This is a genomic window from Chamaesiphon sp. GL140_3_metabinner_50 (assembly GCF_025361915.1).
In the GTDB taxonomy this organism is placed as follows: Bacteria; Cyanobacteriota; Cyanobacteriia; order Cyanobacteriales; family Chamaesiphonaceae; genus Chamaesiphon.
This window is the reverse complement of sequence record NZ_JANYJC010000007.1, coordinates 1-2,204: the sequence shown is the minus strand read 5'-3', so window position 1 is coordinate 2,204 and position 2,204 is coordinate 1. Positions and strand designations below refer to the sequence as shown.

General features: G+C 43.6%; 2 protein-coding genes. Both read right to left on the bottom strand.

Annotation, left to right across the window (positions count from 1 at the left end):
- On the bottom strand, positions 1–1,520 hold a 1,520-nt coding region (locus tag Q0R35_RS00315; protein WP_295613233.1), incomplete at its 3' end, for a SagB/ThcOx family dehydrogenase.
- Positions 1,521–1,539: 19 nt separating this feature from the next.
- Positions 1,540–2,064 carry a hypothetical protein gene (locus Q0R35_RS00310; protein ID WP_295613230.1) on the bottom strand — a complete coding sequence of 175 codons (525 nt, stop codon included), beginning with the start codon at positions 2,062–2,064 and terminating at the stop codon, positions 1,540–1,542.
- Between the last annotated feature and the right edge of the window lie 140 nt (positions 2,065–2,204).

Sequence of the window (2,204 nt, the reverse complement as noted above, 5' to 3'; positions counted from 1 at the left end):
GTAATATACAATACAGCTTCATCTTCGGGAATTCCGAGTACTTCATTGACACGATCGTCAAAAAATCCGGCAATTCCACTAACACCAAGATCGAGCCGAATTGCGGCTAAATTTAACCGCTGTCCCAAATGTCCCGCATCGAGATGGAGATAGCGATATGCACGATCTCCATATTTTTGAATTGCCATTGGTAAATCTGCGGTGTGGAAAATTACCGCACCAGCATCGCGTCCTAATTCTTGTCCTAAACAGAGATAATGTAATTCTTGACGGAAGTTTTTGAACCGAATTTGGCGGAGTTCTTGAGCTTTTGGGGCGTAATAATAACAGCCTTCTTCTAATCCGCGCACTCCCGAAACTGCGATAAAGGTTTCAATTAAATTTAGATCGAAGTAATTAGGGCTTGGGTCTAAGTTTTGGTCGCTATAATGTTGGGGATGGTAGGTAAAATCTAATACCGATTTGAGTTCTTCGATCGTTAATTCTGCACCCGTATAGGCGCGAGTCGATCGACGTTTGAGGATGGTATCTTCTAATCCCGATAATGGGAGCTGACTTTGCCAATCGATCGCTGCCCGTTTTTGCCATAAAATTGGTGGAACGCTCGTCGATATTTTCAGGCAAAATGGAAAATTATACTTATCATCTAATGGGACTGAATTAATATCATTTGGATTAGCTGGCAATTGACTAAATTTAGTAATCTCAGTCAATTGATGACAATGTTTTAATAATTCTCCATCGGGCAAGTTTGGATATTCGAGGTTGATTCTCGATGGTAACCCGGCTGGGAAAAAGCCGATCGCCGGATCGGGATTGGCATCGATATCGACACAGGGAATTACCGTTACTGAACCTTCTAATTCGGGATCGAGATACAGTAATTCATCAATTTGCCGATCGATAAAACCGCCGATAAAATATGGTTTAAATCCATTAATCGAGCCAGCTAGTTCGATATTACCGAGCAAATGTCCGGTATCTAGAAAAATGCGGCGATAGGCACGATCTTGATATCGCCAAGCCGAGCGATAAAATACCGCCGTCGTAATTAATGCAAAATTCGCCACCGCTAAAGCTGGATGGTTGAAACAAGCACCGCGTACATTTTGCCAAACATCGCTCGACCAAAAATGAATCAGAGTATGATCTTTAACTTGATAATTATACAGTCCGGCTGGTAATAAATTATTGCCATTAGATACCAAATAAATCTCGGCTGGATACAATCCCCCTGCCGATGGAGCCGCCCGTAAATACATCGGATCGCCCATCGTCTGAATTCTAGCCGTCAAGCCATAACTACACAATAAAAATAACGATAATCGCTGCCACCACTGACTCTCGCTATCTTGCTTTGTCGATTGTAAATAGGGCTTGAGGTCGTAAACAGTCCCGATTTTATATTCTTTATACGACGATGGTTGTTGGCTCCAGTCTAAACCCTGGCTTTTAGATGAAATCGTCTCTGGATCGTATTTTGTCCGCTGGTGATAATGTTGGGCAAATGAGTCAACCATAATAATAATTAATTGTAAATTATATTGACATTGCTGTCCAAATTGTCCAAGTATCGATTAATAACAAAAACAACGTTAATCCTAATAACGCAAAATACATCCACGGTTGAGACAGCGGGCGAACATCGGTAGTATCAATTGTACTATATTGTTGCACCAGTCCGACCAATCGATTGAAACCCGCCACCCGCATCGGTAGCAAAAAACCTTCGCCACTACCATTAATAAAATAATAAACTAATCCACCCTGTCCCGTCGTCCGCATTTTTAAATCTTTAACTTCGCTCCATGCTAATTCCCAGCTTTTTATAAAAAAAGTTGGCACCCAGCTCGGATAATTAACCCCAATCGCGCGCTCGTCTACTACCACGCGCTGACTCAATGCGCCCTGTAATGCCACAAATCCCAATCCAATTCCCACCCATAGCAACCACGCTGGCACCTCTGCATGGGTAAATGTTGCCAAAAATGGCAGAGGTATCATCAGGGAGATATATAGCAAGCTCAGGGTAATCCGAATTAGGGGGGAAATGTGGAAAGTCATGGGGAGAGGTGGGAGTAAGGAGTTGGGAGTAAGGAGTATGGAGTTGGGAGTATGGAGTTGGGAGTAAGGAAAATCCCCTCCCTGGAGGGGTGCCCGTAGGGCTACTGGTCGGGTCACCCGCCCAGTGGGGTGGGTAGATC

What these genes read in the sequence shown, in the direction of transcription:
- Q0R35_RS00310 (WP_295613230.1), bottom strand. Translation starts at nt 2,064, where the DNA reads ATGACTTTCCACATTTCCCCCCTAATTCGGATTACCCTGAGCTTGCTA.